This is a genomic window from Microbacterium sp. T2.11-28, assembly GCF_950097975.1.
Lineage (GTDB): Bacteria > Actinomycetota > Actinomycetes > Actinomycetales > Microbacteriaceae > Microbacterium.
The window spans coordinates 409,598-426,952 of record NZ_CATNHF010000012.1 but is presented as its reverse complement, the minus strand read 5'-3'; the positions used below and the strand labels follow the sequence as shown (position 1 = coordinate 426,952).

Sequence of the window (17,355 nt, the reverse complement as noted above, 5' to 3'; positions counted from 1 at the left end):
TCACCCCCGACGTCGGCGGACGGGCGTACGGTGAACCCATGGCCGAGCGGATGACGACATCGCAGCGCACCGTTTTGACCGTCGCGGTGCTCGGCTCGTTCGTGGCGTTCCTCGACGGCACCGTGGTGAACGTCGCACTCCCCGCGATCGCGGCCGAGCTCGGTGGCGGCCTGTCGACGCAGCAGTGGGCCGTCGACGCCTACCTCGTCACCCTCGGCGCGCTGATCCTGGTCGCCGGTGCCGTCAGCGACGCGTACGGGCGGGTTCTCGTCCTGCGTATCGGGCTCATCGGCTTCGGGATCGCGTCCGTCGCCGTCGCCCTGGCGCCCGACACGACGCTCCTCATCGCGTTCCGCGCACTTCAGGGTGCGGCCGGTGCGTTCCTGGTGCCGAGCTCGCTGGCCCTCATCACCTCGACGATGGACGATCCGCTGCGCTCGCGCGCGATCGGCATCTGGACCTCGCTCACGACCAGCGCGATGATCGTCGGCCCGCTGATCGGCGGCGTCATCGTCGACCTCTTCTCGTGGCGCTGGGTCTTCCTGCTGAACGTGCTGCCGATCGGCGTCTGCCTCTGGCTGGTGGGTCGCATGGGGGTCGCCGACGAGCGCGAGCCCGGCGCGCACGTGGACTGGCTCGGCGCGGCGCTCTGCACGTTCGGCCTCGGCGCGGCGGTCTTCGCGCTCATCGAGCAGCCGCACTCCGGCTGGGACGCCCCGCAGATCTGGATCCCACTCGCGGCCGGCATTCTCCTGCTCGCCGCGTTCGTGTGGCGCCAGCACCTGACCGACGCGCCGATCCTGCCGCTCGACCTCTTCCGCAGCCGCAACTTCTCCGCCGGCAACGTGGCGACGTTCTTCGTCTACGCGGGGCTCTCCCTCAACGGCTTCGTCGTGGCCGTCTACCTGCAGCAGGGCGCCGGCCTGAGCGCAACGCTCGCGGGGCTCGCGAGCCTGCCGACGACACTCATCGTCATCGCACTCAGCTCGAGGATCGGCTCGTGGGCGGGACGGGTCGGACCGCGGCTGTTCATGACGATCGGCCCCCTGATCATGGCGGTCGGCACCGCGCTGCTGCTGACCGTGTCCGAGGACTTCGACTACTGGCTGCAGGTTCTGCCGGGCATGATCCTGCTGGGACTGGGTCTCGCGGTCACGGTCGCGCCGCTCACCTCGGCGATCCTGGGCTCGGCCGATCACCACCGGTCGGGGATCGCATCGGCCGTCAACAACGCCGTCGCCCGGGTCGCGGGGCTGCTGGCGATCGCAGCGCTGGCGGCGGTCACCGGTGGCGCGCTGGACCTCGCCGGCTTCCACCGCGCGGCGATCGTGACGACGGTCCTGCTGGCAGCCGGGGCCGCCGTGTCGTTCGTCGGCATCCGCAATGCGCTGCACCGCAGCGAGCGCGCCGACCAGCCGGCGTCCTGACAGAGCATCGGCCTCTCGACGGCGCAACCCCTGGCTGCGACGACGAGGGGATGCGAGGATGACGGGATGAAGAGCCTGCCGCTTCGGCGGTCGGCGCTGGCGATGCTCTTGGGGATGGCATTGCTCACGACGGGATGCGCGGCCGAGACCGCGACGCAGCCGACGGAGTCATCCTCACCATCGCCGGCGACGACCCCCGCCACCGATTCCCCCTCCCCGACGACGCCGGGCGACGACCCGGGCGCGGAACCCGAGGGCGACTGCCCGGCCGCGGCGTCCGACGCGCCCGCCGGCACCGCCGCCGATCCGTACCGGGTGGGCGAGGAGATCGTCGCCGACTGCTTCACGATCGTCGTCACCGAACTCGACGCCGATGCCACGCAAGACGTGCAGTCGACCTCGCCCGACGCGGTCCCCGCCGAGGGCAAGGTGTTCGCCGTCGTCAAGGTGATGATCGCGCGCTCCGGCGGCGAGGCCGCCGATGTGGCCACGATCGGGATCCGCTACGCGGGCTCCGCCACCGACATCGTCGACGCCGACCCCGACCTGCGCCTCGAGGAGCAGTCGCCGCCGATGGGCACGCTGGAGCCCGGCCAGGCGTCGGGCGGCACGCTGGTGTTCGAGACCGAGCACAGCACGAGTCCGGCCGTGGTGCTGTCGGTCGGCGACGGAACGGACATCTGGGTCACCCCGTAAGCAGGGAGCCCCGCCACGCCGCTGGCCGCGGCATCCCCCGCCTGCCAAACTGGGCCCATGAGCGTGATCGAGAACTCGAAACTGACCGTCGTCGGCGCCGGCGCGGTGGGCTCCAGCGTCGCCTACGCCGCCCTCATCCGCGGGTCCGCGCGTCACGTCGCGCTGTACGACATCGCCGCCGAGAAGACCGAGGCCGAGGTGCTCGACCTCGCCCACGGCGCGCAGTTCACCGGGTCGAGCGACATCATCGGCGGCGCCGACATCTCGGTCGCGAAGGGATCCCACGTCGTGGTCATCACGGCGGGCGCGAAGCAGAAGCCGGGTCAGACGCGCATCGAGCTGGCCGGGGTGAATGCCGGGATCCTCAAGACGATGATGCCGCAGCTGCTCGATGTCGCCCCCGATGCCGTCTTCGTCATCGTCACGAACCCGTGCGACGTGCTGACGGTGCTCGCGCAGGAGTCCACGGGGCTGCCGTACGAGCGGATCTTCGCCTCCGGCACGGTGCTCGACACCTCGCGGCTGCGCTGGAAGATCGCGCAGCGCGCGGGTGTCTCGATCGCGAGCGTGCACGCCTACATCGTGGGCGAACACGGCGACACCGAGTTCCCGCTGTGGTCGCACGCGACGATCGGCACGGTGCCGATCCTCGACTGGGTGCCGCTCAACGGTCAGCCGAAGTTCACCGCCGAGGAGCTCGACCAGATCGCCGTCGACGTGCGCGACGCCGCGTACAAGGTCATCCAGGGCAAGGGCGCCACCAATTACGCGATCGGCCTGTCCAGCGCCCGCATCGTCGAGGCGGTCCTGCAGGACGAGCACGCCGTGATGCCGGTCTCGACGGTGCTCGACGACTTCCACGGTGTGTCCGGCGTGGCACTGTCCGTTCCGTCGGTGGTCAGCAGCGTCGGCGCGGTACCGATCCGCGAGACGACGTTCGCGCCGAACGAGCTCGACCTGCTGCAGCACTCCGCCGGCGCGCTGCGCGAGGTCGCCGCCTCGCTCCGCTGAGCCCGGTCAGTCGGTGAAGGCCGCGGCTTCGCGGCTGGGGGTTCGGGGTTTCCTCCCCAGGTGGGTTGGCTGCGCCGTTATCCACAGGAAGCGGCCCTGACCGGGGCTTTGTCGGTGTCGGTGTCGGTGCCTCCGGGAAGGATGGAGGCATGACGAACACCGCTCTGCTCCGCCCGGCGACGTTCGGCGTGGATGCGGTGGTGGAGGAGCTCGTCGAGATCCGACGCGGGATGGCGGCGCTGCAGGCCCGCGAGGCGGCAGTTCTGGCGCGGGCCGTGGTAGTGGTGCGGGCGCAGGAGGACGTGCCGGGACCGTCGGAGGTGCGGGACATTCCGCTGCGGTCGATGGCGGCGCAGCTCGGCGCCGCGCTGCGGGTATCGGATCGGACGGTGCAGCGGCAGCTGTCCGACGCGGTGGTGCTGACGGAGCGGTTCCCTGCGGCGTGGGCCGCTCTCGCTGCCGGGGACGTCTCGGGGGCGCACGTGCGGGTGATCGTCGAGGCGGGACTGCCGATCGACGACGACGAGGCCCGCGCCGTGTTCGAGGAGGCCGCGGTCGAGGTGGCCCGGCGGGAGACGCCCGGACGGTTGCGGCCGGCGGTGCGGATGCTCGCCGCCCGCCTGCACCCCGTCCCCCTCGCCGAGCGGCACGCGGTCGCGGCGCGGGGGCGGTGCGTGTGGGTGCGGGATCTGGACCACGGGATGGCCGAACTGATCGCGACGCTGCCCGCGCACCTGGCGCACGGGATCCGTGACCGCCTCGACCGATACGCGCGGCGCGTCATCGACGCACGCCGTGGTGCAGGGAGCGCAGAGGCGGGTGCCGCGACGCTGCTGGATACGTCGATCGCGCAGGACTGCCGGCGGATCGACGAGATCCGTGCCGACGTGTTCGCGGACCTGCTGCTGACCGGGCACGCGACGCCCGAGGTCTCGAACGCGTCGATCCCCGAAACGGAGGCGATCGTCGCGCACGTGCAGATCACGGTGCCGGCACTCACGGCCCTCGGCGCGGACACCACACCGGCAGAGCTCACCGGCCACGCCCCGATCGACACCGCCACCGCGCTCCGGCTCGCGGGTACCGCAACCGGGTGGGACCGGGTCCTCACCCACCCCGTCACCGGCACCGTGCTCGCCGTGGACCGGTACCGCCCCTCGGATCAGTTGAAACGGACCCTGCAGGTGCGGGACGAGCACTGCCGGTTCCCGGGCTGCCGGATCCCGACCCGGCGGTGCGACATCGACCACACCACCGCCAGGCAGCACGACGGACCCACCGAGATCACCAACCTCGCCCACCTCTGCCGACGGCACCACACCCTGAAACACCACTCCGCGTGGCGGGTCAGACAGACACCCGACGGGGTGCTGCACTGGACCAGCCCCACCGGCAGACAGCACCCCGACCGGCCAGCGCGGACCCTCACGTTCGTCCCCGACCCGGGCCCCGGCCTCACCACCGATGCCGGCCTCTCCACCGACCGCGCACGCGACCCCGGCGCCGGCGCATCCGACGTGCCGTTCTGACCGCTCGCCCGCGTGCCCATCCCGCCTGCTCCCCCACGTCCGCACCATGAAGTTGGCAGTCGTCGTCCCCTCCCGGCGGCCCAGGCGACGACGACTGCGCACAACTGTCGCGCCGACGGCAGCCGTGTCGGCGGCCCGCCGTACGCTGGGCACATGGCATCCCGACGACCCGCTGCGGCGACCGCATTCCGCTGCACCGAGTGCGGGTGGACCGCATCCAAGTGGGTCGGCCGCTGCGGCGAGTGCCAGCAGTGGGGAACCGTGGTCGAGGCGGCGACGCAGACCGGCATCGTGCACAGCGTCACCGCCCTCGCCCCCAGCCGTGCCGCACAGCCCATCACGTCGATCGACACGAGCGAGACACCGCGGCGCACGAGCGGCGTCGGGGAGTTCGACCGCGTGCTCGGCGGAGGCATCGTCCCCGGCGCGGCCATCCTGCTGTCGGGCGAACCCGGCGTCGGCAAGTCGACGCTGCTCCTCGAGGTGGCCGCGCAGAGCGCCCGGGCGGGGCGACGCGTCCTCTACGCCAGCGCCGAGGAGTCTCTCGGCCAGGTGCGCCTGCGCGCCGAGCGCACCGGAGCGCTCCACGATGAGCTGTACCTCGCCAGCGAGACCGATCTCGCGACCATCCTGGGTCACATCGACGAGGTGCGGCCCGAGCTGCTCATCGTCGACTCGGTGCAGACCGTCTCGTCGTCGCTGAGCGACGGGGTCGCCGGTCACCCGAGCCAGGTACGCGAGGTCGCCTCCACGCTCATCCGCATCGCCAAGGAGCGCGACCTGCCCGTCATCATCGTCGGTCACGTCACGAAAGACGGATCGATCGCCGGCCCCCGCATCCTCGAGCACCTGGTCGACGTCGTGTGCCACTTCGAAGGCGACCGGCAGACCTCGCTTCGCTTCGTGCGCGCGCTCAAGAACCGGTTCGGCGCCACCGACGAGGTCGGATGCTTCGACATGACCGGCGACGGCATCGCCGAGGTCCCCGACCCCAGCAGCCTCTTCCTCGGACACGGCTCCCGGCAGCCCGGCTCCTGCGTCACCGTCGCCCTCGAGGGGCGCCGAGCGCTCCCGGTCGAAGTCCAGGCGCTCACGATCCAGACCCAGGCACCCAACCCGCGCCGCATCGTCAGCGGCGTCGACTCCGCACGGGTGGCGATGATCCTCGCGGTGCTCGAGAAGCGTGCGCGGATCGCGGTGTCCACCCACGACGTCTACGTCTCCACCGTGGGCGGCGTGCGGCTCACCGAGCCCGCGGCCGATCTCGCCATCGCGCTGGCCGTGGCCTCCGCCGTCCGCGAGCGACCCAACCCCGCGCGACTGGTCGCCGTGGGCGAGCTCAGCCTCTCGGGCGAGATCCGCGCCGTGACCCAGCATGCGCAGCGACGCACCGAGGCCGAGCGCCTGGGCTACACCGCGATCGTCGACACGTCCTCCCGCGATCTCGCCGGCGCGCTCCAGGACGTCGCGCGCCGCCACCGGCCCGACACCGACGACGAGCCCGGATTCTGAGCGCCGGAGCGGTCAGAGATCGAGCGCCGCGATCAGGTCGGCCGGAGAGGCCTGCATCGGATGAGGCCCCGCGACGTCGAAGATGACGGTGGTGATCTCGTCGCCGTGCACCCCGAGGAACGCGCGCAGCCAGCCCGGCGACTGCAGCCCGACGGCGGGCGGAAGAGTGGCCGGCTTGTGCGCCGCATCGCTGAAGAGCAGCAGGGCGACCTGACCGGTGTTCGGGTCGCGATAGGTCCACACCTCGCCGGTGTCGAGCGGATTGTCGCGCTGACCCGGCCGCATCAGCGGCACGACGGTCGGCCCGTGGCGCAGGGCGAACGCCAGGGCGGCCATGTCCTGGGTCTGCAGGGCGTCCGCCAGCTGCGGATTGCGGAAATCGAGCGGGGGCTTGTCCTTCGCACGCTTCTTGCCGGCCATGGACACCAGCCTATTCGCGCCGTTCCGCACTCGGCCGCCCGGAGCAGACGGTCACCGGCTCGGGGCTGTGGGCTCGGAGCGGAGGGATCGGGGCGAAGATTCGGGGCAGAGATCCCCGGATACTCGAGGCAACGATTCGAGGCAAAGAGATGGGCCCTCTCGATCCCCCCATTGGGGACTGGGAAACTCGAGAGGGCCCTGCGCTCACCACGGCCGGGATCCGAGATCGAGATCACTGGGGTTGATCTCGATATCCGCTGCTGGGGACAACGGGGGTTAGCCGAATGGGAGCTGTATCCAGTGTAAGCACGACTTCCTGAGCGTGTGTCCACCGTTAGGGGGACAATTCATGAGAATGTTCTCAGTACCTGTGACCGGTCCCAGCCGCTCTACCGCAGGCGGAACTGCGTCGGCTCGGAGTCGATTCCCCCCACGGAGACGACGAGGTTGTAGTACCCCGCGAGTGCCCTCGGCCGGTCGTCGTCGCATGTGCTGACCGAGGACCGCGTGCGGTCCCACACGAGGGGCTCGACGCTCGAGACGGTCTGACCGGGGTCGAGCTGGACGATCTGGTCGCTCGGCTCGGTCTGGCAGTCCGTCGAGCGCCACCACACGTCGGTGCCGCTCGAGATCGTGAACGACTGCGCGGCGGTGCCGACGTTGATGGCGCACGCCGTGTCGCCGCCGTTCTCCATGCGGATGGACAGCTGGGGCTCCGCGCCGGCGCTGTAGCTGTCGCGGTCGGTGACGGCCGACACCGTCACATCGCCCGAGCTGCAGACCGGCATCGTGCTGGCCGACGGGCTCGGCGAGGCCGCGGCGGACGGCGTCCCGGACGGCGTCGCCGGCGCACCGGCCGAGGCGCTGGGCGAGGCGTCCGGCGAGGCTGCGGTCCCCGACGAGCTCGGCGACGGCGCCGCCGCCGCGCTGCCCTCCCACGGCCGCCAGAGGGCGAGGGCGACAGCCGCGCCGATCACGAGCACCACGAGGAGCAGCACCGCGAGCCGCCGCCGCCGGTACACGGCGGGCGAGTGTCGACGGACGGGGCGAGTGCTCACCGTCCCAGGCTAAGCGGCTGCGCCGAGCGCCCGCGGCGGACGCGCCTAGGCGCCCTCGAGCGTCTTGAGCATGCGCGTGTTGCCGAGCGTGTTGGGCTTGACGTGGGCGAGGTCGAGGAACTCCGCCACACCCTCGTCGGGACTGCGCAGCAGCTGCGAGTAGACATCGGGGTCGACGACCTGCTCGCCGATCTCGGTGAAGCCGCGGCGGGAGAAGAACTCGACCTCGAAGGTGAGGCAGAACAGCCGCGTGAGGCCGAGCGCGCGGGCCTGCTCCTCCAGCCGCGCGACGATCGCACCGCCGACGCCGTGGTGCAGCCAGTCCTCCGCGACGATGAGTGTGCGGATCTCGCCGAGGTCCTCCCACATCACGTGGAGCGCGCCGCACCCGATGAGGCGGCCGTCGATCTCGGCGACGACGAACTCCTGCACCGACTCGAACAGCGTCACGAGCTCCTTGCCGAGGAGGATGCGGCGCTGCACCCACGGATCGAGGAGGTCGAGGATGCCGCGGACGTCGCCGGTGCGCGCCGGGCGCACCGTGTAGCGGCGCTCGGCGCGCGCGGGAGCCTGTGCTTCGGTCACCGCACCACTGTATTGCGCCGCGCCCGGCGCCCGGGCCGGCGTCCGCGAGCTGCACGCTCCCGGTCGTCGCCTGTGGCGCCTCGCACCCCCGCGGGACCCGTACTCTGGGTGTCTGGAGGAGGGGCCGGCGTGAGTGTGCTGCGTGACTACGCCACGGCAGTGTCGCAGCCGACACTGCCCTTCGACGCGCCCTCGGTGGACGGCTCGGTCGCGGCGACGCGCTACGACGAGGTCGTCGACAGCGACGGCGGGCTCCGTCCCGGCTGGAAGAGCCTGGCCACCCACGCCTTGTCGCTGACCGCCGACGAGCTCCGGCGCGTCGAGGGCGAGATCACCCGGTTCCTCGCCGACGACGGCGTCTCGTACATCCGGCCCGACACGGGCACCCAGCCGTGGCAGCTCGACCCGATGCCGCACGTCATCGACGCCGCCGGCTGGGCACCGCTGGACGTCGGCCTCGCCCAGCGCGCCGAGCTGCTCAACGCCCTGCTCGTCGACCTGTACGGCCCGCAGACCCTGCTGCGCGAGCGCATCGTCCCCGCCGCCGTCGTCGTGGGCCACTCCGGGTTCATCCGTCCGATGGGTCGCGAGAGCGCGTTCGACCCCCATCCGCTGCTGCTGTCGGCGACCGACCTCGGCCGGTCTGCAGACGGGGAGTGGCACGTCCTGGCCGACCGCGTCCAGGCTCCGTCGGGACTCGGCTTCGCGGCCGAGAACCGGCGCGTCATCTCCCAGGTGCTGCCCGACCTCCACCAGGAGGGCGACCTGCACCGCATGGAGCCGTACTTCGCCGCGCTGCGGGCCGCGCTCCTGTCGCACGCCCCCGCCGACGTCGACGACCCGCGCATCGTGATCCTGTCTCCGGGAGCGCTGTCCGAGACCGCGTTCGACCAGGCGTTCCTCGCCGGTGCGCTCGGATTCCCGCTGGTGCAGGGCAGCGACCTCGTCGTGCACGAGGGCTGGGTGTGGATGAAGCCGGCAGGATGGCCCGGCAAGAAGCCGACCGAACGCATCGATGTGATCATCCGGCGAGTGGATGCCGCGTGGTGCGACCCGCTCGAGCTGCGCGCCGACTCGCGCCTGGGGGTGGCAGGCCTCGCCGAGGCGGTGCGGCGCGGCCGGGTGCGCCTGGTCAACGGGCTCGGCGCCGGGGTCCTCGAGAACCCGGGTCTGCTGCCGTTCCTCCCCGCCGCGTGCGAGCACCTCCTCGGCGAGCAGCTGCGGCTGCCGTCGGTCACGACCTGGTGGTGCGGCGACCCCGACGACCGCGCCTTCGTGCGCACCCGCCTCGCCGCGGGCGACCCGACCCTGCTCGTGCGGCGCATCGACGAGCCGCGCAAGGCGCTCGCGGATCGCACGGCCGACGAGATCCTCGCCCTCATCGACGCGGAGCCCCACCGCTTCGTCGGACAGGAGCTCCTCCCGCTGTCGCAGGCTCCCGTGTGGAACGCCGGGTCCGGATCCTCCGGCCGGGCCTCCGCCCGCGCGATGAGCTTCCGCGCCTTCACCCTGCGCTACGGCTCGGCCTACCGCCCCCTCGTCGGCGGCCTCGCGACGATCCGGGCGACCGCGACGTCGGCCCCCATCACGAAGGACGTCTGGGTGCTGAAGGGCGCCGAGACCGACGCCGACCAGGGGCTGACCGAGATCGCTCCCCTGCAGACGGCGCGCACCGTCCCGACCCTCGCTCCCCGCGCACTGTCGGACATGTACTGGACCGGCCGCTACGCCGAGCGCACGGAGGACCTCCTGCGGCTGCTGCTGGCGACGCAGGCGGAGTTCGACCAGCCGGGTGCGCCGGCCGGCGGTCAGCCCAGCGCACGCGTGCTCCTGGCGGCCCTGCACCGGCTGGCCGGCACGCGATGGACCGACCCCGAGGCGGAGTTCCGCTCGCTGCTGCTCGACACCCACCGCCCCGGTTCGGCCGCGCACTCCATCGCCCGGCTGCGCGAGGCCATGGAGAGCGTCCGCGATCAGCTCTCGGGCGACACCTGGCGCGTGTTCTCCAACATCGACCGGGCCACCCGCGCCCTGCAGGGCTCGGTGCACGCGCACCGCACGGCGGAGTCGGGCGGCCGCATGCTCGCCGCGATCCTGTCGCTCTACGGCGTCACGGCCAACATGATCCGCGACACCGGGTGGCACATGATCGAGGCGGGCCGGCATCTGGAGCGCGGGCTGCAGATCTGCCAGCTGCTGAGCGTCGGCGCCACCGAGCGCCGCGACCTGCGCGGAGACCGCGAGGTGCTCGAGGCACTGCTCCTGGCATCCGAGAGCGTGGTGACCTACCGCCGCCGCTACCGGGGATCGACGCGCACCGCCGACGTGCTCGACCTGCTGCTGCTCGACGCGGACAACCCGCGGTCGCTGCTGTTCACGCTCGTCGAGCTCCGCGGCCACCTGGCCGCGATGCCCGCCTCGACCGGGTCCACGCGCGCCGAGCGGCTGCTGGACCACCTGGAGACGCAGCTGCGTCAGATCGATGTGGCCGAGCTGTCCGCCGTCACCGCGGGCCGCCGGCCGGCGCTGGCCGCCTACCTCGACGACGTCGAGTCGCAGCTGGAGCAGCTGTCGGACGCCATCACGCGCCTGCACTTCGAGAGCGGGCCGCCGCCGGTGCCGCTGTCGGAGCTGTCGCTGGTCGAGCTCATGGAGGCGCGCGCATGAAGCGCTACCGCGTGTGGCACCGCACCGCCTACACCTACGCCAAGCCGGTGAAGGACAGCGTCGGCCAGTTCCACCTGGTCCCGCGCGAGCTTCCGTGGCAGCGCGTCTCGCAGGCGGCCGTCACCGTCGATCCCGTGCCCGGCGACCTCGCGGCCGACGTCGACTACTTCGGCAACGCGTCCACCTACTTCCATGTGACCGATCCGCATGCGGCGCTCACGATCGAGTCGGCCAGCGAGGTGGCCGTCGACGTGCCGGTGTACGACGCGTCGGCGCTGGCGCAGCCGTGGGAGCGGGCCCGCCCGCTCGTGCACCCCGGCATCGCCGAGGCGTGGCGCGCGACCGAGTACGCGATCGAGTCGCCGCGCGTACGCCACGACGCCGAGGCCGCCGCCTACGGCGCGCAGTCGCTCACGCCCGGCCGCCCGATCGGCGAGGCGGCGACCGACCTCATGGAGCGGATCTTCCGCGACTTCGACTACGACGCGACCGCCACGACCGTCACGAGCACCGTCGCCGACGCCATGCGCAAGCGCGCCGGCGTCTGCCAGGACTTCGCCCACGTCGCGCTCGCGTGCCTGCGGGCCCACGGCGTGGCCGCGCGCTACGTCTCCGGCTATCTGGCCACCCAGCCCCCGCCCGGCAAGGAGCGGGTGTTCGGCGCCGATGCCTCGCACGCGTGGCTGGCCGTCTGGCTCCCCGGCACCGACCAGTGGCTCGCGATCGACCCGACGAACAACCACTGGGCCGACGACCGCTACGTCACCGTCGCCTGGGGACGGGACTACGGCGACGTCTCCCCGGTGAAGGGGATCATCTACACGAAGGCCAAGACCTCCACGCTGCGCGTGTCGGTCGACGTCGCCCCGCTCTAGCCGGTCACCTCCGACAGATCCACCACGAACTCCTCGCGCCGGCCGTCCGGGGAGGTGACGACCACGGTCGCCTGCCCCTCCCCGCCCGGGAACACCCGCAGCCGCAGGCCCTCGAGGTAGTCGTAGTCCGGACGGTCGACCCGCGCCCCCCACGGGAGCACCGCACCGGCACGCACGTACAGCGGCAGCGAGTCGAAGCCGTGCCGCTCCCGGCGCCACCGCCCGCCGTCGACCGTCTCACCGGTGAGCAGACTCGTCCAGCGCCCGTCGGGCAGGTAGAACTCCACCTCGCCGTCGGCGGTGAACACGGGCGCCACCAGCAGGCTCGGCCCGAGCATGTACTGGCGATCGACGTACCGGGCGGCGGGGTCGTCCGGGAACTCCATCCACAGCGGCCGCATGAGCGGCAGGCCGGACTCGGCCGCATCCAGGCCGAGCTGGTACAGGTACGGCATGAGCTGCATCTTCAGCTGGGAGAACCGGCGCGTCACCTCCACCGCCTCCTCGTCGAAGGCCCACGGCACCCGGTAGGAGTCGGACCCATGGAAGCGGCTGTGGCTCGAGAGCAGGCCGAACGCCGTCCAGCGCTTGAACACCGCGGGGTCGGGGGTGCCCTCGAAGCCGCCGATGTCGTGGCTCCAGTGCGCGAACCCGCTCATCGCCAGCGACAGTCCGCCGCGCAGGCTCTCGGCCATCGAGACGAAGGTCGACGTGTTGTCGCCGCCCCAGTGCACCGGCATCGTCTGGCCGCCGGCGGTCGCGGACCGGGCGAACAGCACCGCCTCCCCCGCGCCGCGCTGCTCGACGAGCACGTCGTGCACCGCGCGGTTGTACAGCTGCGTGTAGAGGTTGTGCATACGGGCCGGGTCGGCGCCGTCGTGCCAGACGACATCGGTCGGGATCCGCTCTCCGAAGTCGGTCTTGAAGCAGTCGACGCCCTGTCCGAGCAGCCGCCGCAGGTGCCCCTGGTACCAGGCCGTGGCTGCCGGGTTCGTGAAGTCGACGAGTCCCATGCCCGCCTGCCAGAGGTCCCACTGCCAGACGGAGCCGTCGCGGCGGCGCACGAGGTACCCGGCTGCGGCCGCCTCGGCGAACAGCGGCGAGCGCTGGCCGATGTAGGGGTTGATCCAGGCGGACACCCGCAGCCCGCGGTCGTGGAGACGGGCGAGCATCCCCTCCGGGTCGGGGAAGACGCGCGGATCCCACTCGAAGTCGCACCAGTTGAACTCGCGCATCCAGAAGCAGTCGAAGTGGAACACCGACAGCGGCAGGTCGCGCGCGGCCATGCCCTCGATGAAGGAGGTGACGGTGGCCTCGTCGTAGTCGGTCGTGAACGAGGTCGACAGCCACGGTCCGTACGACCACGCCGGGACCACCGGCGGTCGCCCGCTCAGCGCCGTGTAGCGCGTCAGCACCTCGCCGGGGGTGGGTCCGGCGATGACGAAGTACTCGAGCACCTCGCCGGGAACGGCGAACTGCACGCGCTCCACCGCCTCGGAGCCGACCTCGAAGGACACGTGACCCGGGTCGTTGACGAGCACGCCATAGCCGGCGGAGGACACGTAGAACGGCACGTTCTTGTACGCCTGCTCGCTGGAGGTGCCGCCGTCGGCGTTCCAGATGTCGACCGACTGGCCGTTCTTCACGAGGGGGCCGAACCGCTCCCCGAGGCCGTAGATCGTCTCCCCCACCCCGAGGTCGAGCTGCTCGTGCACGAAGACGCGCTCGTCGGGCACCCCCGTCTCGGCGCGCGCGTTGCCGACGATGCCGTGGTCGACGGCCGCGTCGGCGCTCAGCCGCAGATAGGCCGCCGACTTGTGGCCGCTGCCGGTCACCCGGCGTCCGTCCACCTCGAAGGAGAGGGACCAGGGCGCACCCGCCGCCACGCGCGCCGTGAGCGCGCCGGAGCGCACCGTGCCCCCGGCGTCGTCCACCCCGACCTCGGCGGCGCCGTCCGCCGCGGCTCCGCCGTCGCGGGCTCCGGGCAGGTCGAAGCCCCCGTGCCAGGGCGCGCCCTCGTGGTGGGCGACCCGGACGCGGATCACCCCTTCCCGGGGCGCCGACAGGGTGACCGTCAGCACCGGGCGGTTGAGCGTCGCGCCACGTCCGGTGATGACCGCGGTGGGCGCCGTGATGCGCAGGCCGGGGCCGTCGGCCGTGGCGTCGGTCTCCTCGATGTCGAAGGCCTCCTGCGCGTACAGCGCCGTGACGCCCGGGCGCAGCTGCCAGAACCCGTCGGTGAACTTCATTACTTGACTGCTCCTGCCGTGATGCCGCGTGTGAGCGTGCGCTGGAAGATGAGGAAGAAGATGAGCGTCGGGATGATGCCCAGGAGTGCGGACGCGCTCGTCGTGGTCACGTCCATGAGCCGGTCGCCCTGCAGCACGCTGATGGCGACGGGCACCGTCTGGTTGGCGTTGGACGCGAGGAAGGTCAGCGGGATGAGGAACTCGTTCCACGTCCAGATGAAGAAGAAGATCAGCAGCACCGACAGCGTGGGTCGGCTGATCGGGAAGACCACCCGCCAGAGGATCTGCCAGCGCGTGGCGCCGTCGAGCGATGCCGCCTCGAGGATCTCCTTCGGGAACGTGCCGTACACGGCCGACAGCAGATACGTGCCGAAGGCGGCCTGCACGACGGTGAAGATGATGATGACCGCCCACACGCTGTCGTAGAGGCCGACCTCTTTGAACATGTAGTACAGCGGGTAGAGCAGCGCCTCCTGCGGGAGCAGGTTCGCCAGCAGGAACAGCAGCACGATCCAGGCGCGCCCCCGCACCCGCCCGATGCCGATCGCGAACGCGTTGAGCATCGACAGCAGCACCGCGGCCGCGGCGACGACGCCGGAGATCAGGATCGAGTTCCAGACCTTCTGCGGGAAGTTCACCCGCTCCCAGAACTTCTGTATGCCGGTGAAGTCCAGCGCCTCGGGGAAGGCGAGCGGTCCCGACGTCGCGTAGTCGATCGGCGACTTGAAGGAGTTGACGAGCACCAGGTAGAAGGGCGCCAGCACGAGGAGGGCTCCGAGCGAGACGAGCGCGAGGAGGAGCCAGTCCACGCCGCGCTTGCGCGTCATCCCCCCGCGGGGGCGGCGCTGCGGCCGGGGCGAGGAGCCGCGGGCGGCAGCGGCCTCGGTGACCAGAACGGTGGTGGCAGCCATCACAGACCCGCCCTTTCCTTGCGCTCGAGCGAGGTCTGCACCCGGATGAAGACGATCGAGACGATCACGACGACGATCGTGAGAACTGTCGCGATCGTCGCGCCGTAGCCGACGTTCCGCTTGGTGAAGAACTCCTGGTAGGCGTAGTAGGCGGGCACGAGCGTCGCGCCGGCCGGACCGCCGCCGGTGATGACGTAGACCGGGCCGAACACCTTCAGGGCCGCGATCGTGCAGGTGAGGGTGACCACGAAGATCTCGGGACGGATGATGCTCATCGTGATCGCGGTGAATCGCTGCCGCCAGTTCGCGCCGTCGAGCTCGGCCGCCTCGTACAGCTCGGGATCGACCCGCTGCAGGGCAGCCATGAAGACGACGACCGGGTAGCCGATCTGCACCCAGACGAGCACGACCATGAGCACCAGGAGCGCCGAGGGCATCTGACCCAGCCAGTCGACCGGGCCGATGCCGAAGACGGCGAGGATCTGGTTGAGCGCGCCCTCGCCCCCGGGCCGCACGATCCAGCCGATCACGATGCCGGCGACGGCGACCGGGAGGATCTGCGGCAGGTAGTACGTGGCGCGCAGGAAGCTGCCGACCCTGCCGCCGAACTTCCGCCCGACGACGTCGAAGAGGAGTGCGGCGACGGCGAGGCCCACGATCGTCGGGACGACGACCATCGCGAGGACCATCCACACGGAGTTGCCGAACGAGGTCCAGAAGTCGTCGTCGGTGAGCAGCTTCTGCCAGTTCTCGAGGCCGATGAACTCCGGCTCGCGCACCCCGCGCCACTTCGTGAAGGTCAGGTACACGTTCCAGACGAGCGGGACGAGCACGACGACGACGAGCAGCGCGAGGCCGGGCAGCAGGTAGAGCCAGTAGGCGCCGGTGCCGCCGGAGCGCTGCGGGATCGACGGCTCGTCCGCGGGGAGCGCGGTGCGGATGCGCCGCACGGGTCGCGTGGCGGTGGTCATGGGGACTCCTCGGTCCGGGACGGGGTGGGGGGAGCGGCGGCCGCGCGCGGTGCCGGCCGCCGCCCCGGGTGATCAGCGGAAGTCGGCCGTGCCCTCGTCGTACTGGGCGCCGAGGTTCGCGTTGGTCGTGGCGACGTCCTGCGATCCGGTGACGAGACCCTGCAGCTGCTGGACGATCACGTCGTAGAAGCCGGGCGCGGGCCAGTCGGGGTAGAAGGACAGCCCGTCGGCGTCGAGGATGCCGTTGAACACGGTGATGAGCTCCTGGCTCTTCTCGTCGGTGATGTCGGCGGGGTCGGCCGCGACCGGCACGCCGCCGTTGTTGCCGATGATCGCCTGGATCTCGGGCCGCATCGTGATGTCGATGAACTCGTACGCGAGCTCCTTGTTGGCCGCGTTCTCGGGGACGACCCAGAGGTTGCCCGACGAGCCGAGCGACAGCGTCGCCTCGGGGAAGGCGGTCATCGTCCAGTCGAAGCCCGTCGCCTCCGCGACGAACCGGCCGTACCACCACGAGCCCGACACGAAGATCGGCGCGGAGCCGTTGATGAACGACACCCCCGCGTCCTCGGCCTTGACCGACGACACGTCCGAGGCGATGTAGCCCTTGTCGACGTAGTCCGAGAGCGTCTCGGTCGCGTACGTGATCTCGGAGCCCTGCCAGTCCACGGGGTTCTCGTAGAGCTGGTAGTCGTTCACGAACTGGCGGTCGGCCTGGCTCAGCGCGAGCTGGTACCAGAGCTGGCCGAGCGGGTACTCGGCACCGGCCTCGGCCAGCGGAGTGATGCCCTTCGCGACGAACGCGTCGAGCACGTCGACGAACTCGGCGTAGGTGGTGGGGACCTCCAGTCCTGCCTCGGCGAACGCGTCGAGGTTGTAGTACACGCCGACGAATTCGCCGTAATTCGGGACGCCGTACCACGTGTCCCCGCCCATGACGCCGTCGTCGCTGTACTTCGCGGTGGTCTGGAGCGACGGCGCCAGCTTGTCGGCCCACCCGTACTCCTCCACCGCATCGCTGATGTCGGTGATCAGCCCGGTGCTCGCGAGGAACCCGGCGGTCGCGTTCCCCTTGTTGAACTCCATGAGGTCAGGCGCCGCGTCGGTGTCGAGGACCTGGCTGGCGGTGGACTGGATCTGCTCGAACGACTTCTCCTCGAACTCGACGGTGGCTCCCGTCTCCTCCTCGAACACGTCGATCGCCTCGGCCCAGGCCTTGCCCATGGCGCTGTCGGCGCCTTCGTAATGCCAGAGCTTGAGGGTGCCGCCCTCGGTGGGCGTCTCCTCGGCGGTGCCCGAACAGGCGGCCAGGCCGAGTGCTCCGACCGTCAGGACGGCCAGCGCTGCGGCTCCTCGCCGCGCGGCCGGCCGGGTGGTGCTGTGGGTGATGCGTGCCATCGGTGGCACTCCTTTCGCAGTGACCGTCATTGGTCTGTCGGGATGC

Annotated in this window: 14 protein-coding genes; 7 read left to right on the top strand and 7 right to left on the bottom strand. The window is 71.4% G+C overall.

Annotated features, from left to right (window positions below; genetic code table 11):
* Positions 1 to 38 precede the first annotated feature (38 nt).
* The 5 genes from QQZ13_RS09015 to radA all read left to right on the top strand — a co-directional run bounded on the left by QQZ13_RS09015 (position 39) and on the right by radA (position 6,175).
* Positions 39 to 1,427, top strand: coding sequence for an MFS transporter (locus QQZ13_RS09015; protein WP_284528687.1), 1,389 nt, complete (start codon positions 39 to 41; stop codon positions 1,425 to 1,427).
* Positions 1,428 to 1,493: 66 nt separating this feature from the next.
* Positions 1,494 to 2,123 carry a hypothetical protein gene (locus QQZ13_RS09010; RefSeq protein ID WP_284528686.1) on the top strand — a complete coding sequence of 210 codons (630 nt, stop codon included), beginning with the start codon at positions 1,494 to 1,496 and terminating at the stop codon, positions 2,121 to 2,123.
* A 57-nt stretch (positions 2,124 to 2,180) separates the two neighbouring features.
* On the top strand, positions 2,181 to 3,134 hold the full coding sequence (locus QQZ13_RS09005) for an L-lactate dehydrogenase (protein ID WP_284528685.1): 954 nt from the start codon (positions 2,181 to 2,183) through the stop codon (positions 3,132 to 3,134).
* A 149-nt stretch (positions 3,135 to 3,283) separates the two neighbouring features.
* Positions 3,284 to 4,663, top strand: a complete 1,380-nt coding sequence (locus QQZ13_RS09000) for an HNH endonuclease signature motif containing protein (RefSeq protein WP_284528684.1) — start codon at positions 3,284 to 3,286, stop codon at positions 4,661 to 4,663.
* A 153-nt stretch (positions 4,664 to 4,816) separates the two neighbouring features.
* Positions 4,817 to 6,175 carry a DNA repair protein RadA gene (gene radA / locus QQZ13_RS08995; RefSeq protein WP_284528683.1) on the top strand — a complete coding sequence of 453 codons (1,359 nt, stop codon included), beginning with the start codon at positions 4,817 to 4,819 and terminating at the stop codon, positions 6,173 to 6,175.
* Positions 6,176 to 6,187: 12 nt separating this feature from the next.
* Here radA and QQZ13_RS08990 read toward each other — a convergent pair whose 3' ends face one another.
* From QQZ13_RS08990 to QQZ13_RS08980, 3 genes are all read right to left on the bottom strand, one after another.
* Positions 6,188 to 6,595: a dehydrogenase gene (locus QQZ13_RS08990; RefSeq protein WP_284528682.1), complete on the bottom strand. Its 408-nt coding sequence runs from the start codon at positions 6,593 to 6,595 to the stop codon at positions 6,188 to 6,190.
* A gap of 389 nt (positions 6,596 to 6,984) precedes the next feature.
* A complete protein-coding gene (locus QQZ13_RS08985) occupies positions 6,985 to 7,653 on the bottom strand; it encodes a hypothetical protein (RefSeq protein ID WP_284528681.1) in 669 nt (222 codons plus the stop codon).
* A gap of 45 nt (positions 7,654 to 7,698) precedes the next feature.
* Complete coding sequence (locus QQZ13_RS08980) at positions 7,699 to 8,238, bottom strand: amino-acid N-acetyltransferase (RefSeq protein ID WP_284528680.1); 540 nt, start codon at positions 8,236 to 8,238, stop codon at positions 7,699 to 7,701.
* A gap of 129 nt (positions 8,239 to 8,367) precedes the next feature.
* Here QQZ13_RS08980 and QQZ13_RS08975 point away from each other — a divergent pair, with 129 nt between their 5' ends.
* Both QQZ13_RS08975 and QQZ13_RS08970 read left to right on the top strand, forming a co-directional pair.
* Positions 8,368 to 10,905, top strand: coding sequence for a circularly permuted type 2 ATP-grasp protein (locus QQZ13_RS08975; protein ID WP_284528679.1), 2,538 nt, complete (start codon positions 8,368 to 8,370; stop codon positions 10,903 to 10,905).
* A complete protein-coding gene (locus QQZ13_RS08970; RefSeq protein WP_284528678.1) occupies positions 10,902 to 11,780 on the top strand; it encodes a transglutaminase family protein in 879 nt (292 codons plus the stop codon). The genes QQZ13_RS08975 and QQZ13_RS08970 overlap by 4 nt, the downstream gene beginning before the upstream one ends.
* Here QQZ13_RS08970 and yicI read toward each other — a convergent pair.
* The 4 genes from yicI to QQZ13_RS08950 form a co-directional block, all read right to left on the bottom strand.
* Complete coding sequence (gene yicI / locus QQZ13_RS08965; RefSeq protein ID WP_284528677.1) at positions 11,777 to 14,029, bottom strand: alpha-xylosidase; 2,253 nt, start codon at positions 14,027 to 14,029, stop codon at positions 11,777 to 11,779. The two genes, QQZ13_RS08970 and yicI, sit on opposite strands and share 4 nt — an antisense overlap.
* Complete coding sequence (locus tag QQZ13_RS08960) at positions 14,029 to 14,856, bottom strand: carbohydrate ABC transporter permease (protein WP_284528816.1); 828 nt, start codon at positions 14,854 to 14,856, stop codon at positions 14,029 to 14,031. Before QQZ13_RS08960 ends, yicI begins: the two co-directional genes overlap by 1 nt.
* A gap of 83 nt (positions 14,857 to 14,939) precedes the next feature.
* Positions 14,940 to 15,911: a carbohydrate ABC transporter permease gene (locus QQZ13_RS08955; protein WP_284528676.1), complete on the bottom strand. Its 972-nt coding sequence runs from the start codon at positions 15,909 to 15,911 to the stop codon at positions 14,940 to 14,942.
* Positions 15,912 to 15,983: 72 nt separating this feature from the next.
* Complete coding sequence (locus QQZ13_RS08950; RefSeq protein WP_284528675.1) at positions 15,984 to 17,309, bottom strand: ABC transporter substrate-binding protein; 1,326 nt, start codon at positions 17,307 to 17,309, stop codon at positions 15,984 to 15,986.
* Between the last annotated feature and the right edge of the window lie 46 nt (positions 17,310 to 17,355).

Excerpts from the sequence above, each read along its gene's own strand:
- QQZ13_RS09015 (WP_284528687.1), top strand. The coding sequence starts at position 39 with ATGGCCGAGCGGATGACGACATCGCAGCGCACCGTTTTGACCGTCGCG.
- QQZ13_RS08960 (WP_284528816.1), bottom strand. The coding sequence starts at position 14,856 with ATGACGCGCAAGCGCGGCGTGGACTGGCTCCTCCTCGCGCTCGTCTCG.
- QQZ13_RS09010 (WP_284528686.1), top strand. The coding sequence starts at position 1,494 with ATGAAGAGCCTGCCGCTTCGGCGGTCGGCGCTGGCGATGCTCTTGGGG.
- radA (WP_284528683.1), top strand. The coding sequence starts at position 4,817 with ATGGCATCCCGACGACCCGCTGCGGCGACCGCATTCCGCTGCACCGAG.
- QQZ13_RS08950 (WP_284528675.1), bottom strand. The coding sequence starts at position 17,309 with ATGGCACGCATCACCCACAGCACCACCCGGCCGGCCGCGCGGCGAGGA.
- yicI (WP_284528677.1), bottom strand. The coding sequence starts at position 14,029 with ATGAAGTTCACCGACGGGTTCTGGCAGCTGCGCCCGGGCGTCACGGCG.
- QQZ13_RS08970 (WP_284528678.1), top strand. The coding sequence starts at position 10,902 with ATGAAGCGCTACCGCGTGTGGCACCGCACCGCCTACACCTACGCCAAG.
- QQZ13_RS09000 (WP_284528684.1), top strand. The coding sequence starts at position 3,284 with ATGACGAACACCGCTCTGCTCCGCCCGGCGACGTTCGGCGTGGATGCG.
- QQZ13_RS08990 (WP_284528682.1), bottom strand. The coding sequence starts at position 6,595 with ATGGCCGGCAAGAAGCGTGCGAAGGACAAGCCCCCGCTCGATTTCCGC.
- QQZ13_RS08955 (WP_284528676.1), bottom strand. The coding sequence starts at position 15,911 with ATGACCACCGCCACGCGACCCGTGCGGCGCATCCGCACCGCGCTCCCC.
- QQZ13_RS09005 (WP_284528685.1), top strand. The coding sequence starts at position 2,181 with ATGAGCGTGATCGAGAACTCGAAACTGACCGTCGTCGGCGCCGGCGCG.